We start from the raw sequence: 2,952 nt of genomic DNA, 5'->3' as shown, positions 1-2,952 counted from the left end.
TGTCTTGAACAACTCAAAGTGTGAGCCCGAAAAGAAGAAAGTTTCGGGCAATTAGTAGTGCTCGGCTTTGACATCGCTGTCTTTACACCTGCACCCTATCAACGTCGTCGTCTACAACGACCCTCAATGGAGTTCTCATCTTGCGGCTGGCTTCGCACTTAGATGCTTTCAGCGCTTATCCATTCCAGACTCAGATACCCAGCGGTGCACCTGGCGGCACAACTGGTAAACCGGAGGTCTGTCCATCACGGTCCTCTCGTACTAGTGACGGCACCACGCAAAACTCCCGCGCCCACGATAGATAGAGACCGAACTGTCTCACGACGTTCTGAACCCAGCTCGCGTGCCACTTTAATGGGCGAACAGCCCAACCCTTGGGACCTTCTCCAGCCCCAGGATGTGACGAGCCGACATCGAGGTGCCAAACCACCCCGTCGATATGAGCTCTTGGGGGGGATCAGCCTGTTATCCCCGGAGTACCTTTTATCCTTTGAGCGACGGAGTTTCCATACACATCCGCCGGATCACTATGCCCCAGTTTCCTGCCTGCTCGGCATGTCTGCCTCCCAGTCAAGCGCCCTTATGCCATTGCACTCTATAAGGCCGGTTACCAATCGGCCCGAGGGCACCTTTGGAAGCCTCCGTTACGCTTTTGGAGGCGACCACCCCAGTCAAACTACCCACCAAGCAGTGTCCCCACATCAAGCGGGTTAGACCTCAGACAGCCAAAGGGCCGTATTTCAAGGATGGCTCCACATTGGCTGGCGCCCATGCTTCGAAGCCTCCGGCCTATCCTACACATCGGATGACCAAGGTCAGTGCTAAGCTATAGTAAAGGTTCACGGGGTCTTTTCGTCCCATCGCGGGTAATCGGCATCTTCACCGATACTACAATTTCACTGAGCTCATGGTTGAGACAGCGTCCGGATCATTACACCATTCGTGCAGGTCGGAACTTACCCGACAAGGAATTTCGCTACCTTAGGACCGTTATAGTTACGGCCGCCGTTTACTGGGGCTTCAATTCAATGCTTCCTATTACTAGTGACATCTCCTCTTAACCTTCCAGCACCGGGCAGGTGTCAGGCTGTATACGTCATCTTTCGAGTTTGCACAGCCCTGTGTTTTTGTTAAACAGTTGCCTAGACCTATTCTCTGCGCCTCATATTGCTATGAGGACCCCTTATCCCGAAGTTACGGGGTCAATTTGCCTAGTTCCTTAACCATGAATCTCTCAACGCCTTAGTATGTTCTACCCGTCTACCTGTGTCGGATTGCGGTACGGGTACCTTCAGGATATGCTTAGCGGATTTTCTCGGGAGTTTGTTTACCTGCGCTATCAACTTCCCCCGAAGGGGAGGTCGTACTTTCAAGGTCGGCTCTTGGAGTGGATTTGCCTGCTCCAATCTACGCCTACACTCTTTAACGGGGACTTCCGTCGCCCCGCGGCAGTGTCACTGCTCCGTCTCCACATCGCTCCTGAAGGTAGTAACGGAATATTAACCGTTTCTGCCATCGCCCTCGCCCTTCGGCTGAGACTTAGGACCCGACTTACCCCGGGCTGATTGGCATTGCCCGGGAAACCTTAGACTTATGGCGGAGGGGAATCTCACCCCTCTTATCGTTACTTATACCTACATTTGCTTTACCATGCGCTCCAGGATCAGTTATCTTCACCATTCTACGCACATGGTATGCTCCCCTACCGATACTTTTATGATTACTATCCCGCGCCTTCGGCATCTGCCTTATACCCGATTATTATCCATGCCCGGACCCTCGACTAGTGAGCTGTTACGCACTCTTTGAATGAATGGCTGCTTCCAAGCCAACATCCTAGCTGTCATAGGGACCAGACTTCGTTAGACTAACTCAGACAGAATTTCGGGGCCTTAGACGGCGGTCTGGATTCTTCTCCTCTCGGGGACGGACCTTAGCACCCGCCCCCTTACTGCATGGCTGCTATCCGTAAGCATTCGGAGTTCGTCAGGTCTCGATAGGCGGTGAAGCCCTCTTGACCTATCGGTCGCTCTACCTCTTACGGAGATCACCACACGCGGCACCTAAATGCCTTTCGGGGAGTACGAGCTATCTCCAAGTTTGATTGGCCTTTCACTCCTACACTCAACTCATCCAGAAGCTTTTCAACGCTTATTGGTGCGGTCCTCCATTCCGTGTTACCGGAACTTCAACCTGGTCAAGTGTAGATCACTTGGTTTCGCGTCTACCCCCACCAACTATACGCCCTATTCAGGCTCGCTTTCACTGCGGCTTGGGGACTTATGGCCCTTAACCTTGCTGGTGATGGTAACTCGTAGGTTCATTATGCAAAAGGCACGCCGTCACTGCAAAAAGCAGCTCCGACCGCTTGTAGGCGTATGGTTTCAGGAACTATTTCACTCTTCTTATCGAAGTGCTTTTCACCTTTCCCTCACGGTACTGGTTCACTATCGGTCTCACAGGAGTATTTAGCCTTACCGGATGGTCCCGGCGGATTCGCGCAGAATTCCTCGTGTTCCGCGTTACTCAGGATACCGCTATGTTGCAATTAGCTTCGCATACTGGACTTTCACCATCTACGGTTCTTCTTTCCAGAAGATTCTGCTCACTGCATGCATACAATGTCGCGGTCCTACTACCCCGCGGCTGCGTTGCCACAGTCACGGTTTGGGCTGTTCCCCGTTCGCTCGCCACTACTAAGGGAATCATTATTTATTTTCTCTTCCTACAGGTACTAAGATGTTTCAGTTCCCTGCGTTAGCTCTCACGCTTAGCGTGAGTGACCGTCCTTCAGACGGCCGGGTTGTCCCATTCGGAAATCTTCGGATCAAAGGTTATTTGCACCTACCCGAAGCTTATCGCAGCTTATCACGTCCTTCATCGCCTCTGTGAGCCTAGGCATCCACCATACGCCCTTTCTTACTTTCTTCTTAAAAGGATAAAGCAAGAATA

The 2,952-nt window shown here is 52.0% G+C and carries 1 rRNA gene; it reads right to left on the bottom strand.

Annotated elements, in window-relative coordinates:
* Positions 1–31 precede the first annotated feature (31 nt).
* Positions 32–2,930, bottom strand: a 23S ribosomal RNA gene (locus tag HMPREF9420_RS12545).
* Between the last annotated feature and the right edge of the window lie 22 nt (positions 2,931–2,952).

Source organism: Segatella salivae DSM 15606 (assembly GCF_000185845.1).
Lineage (GTDB): Bacteria > Bacteroidota > Bacteroidia > Bacteroidales > Bacteroidaceae > Prevotella > Prevotella salivae.
This window is presented reverse-complemented; position numbering and strand designations above follow the sequence as displayed.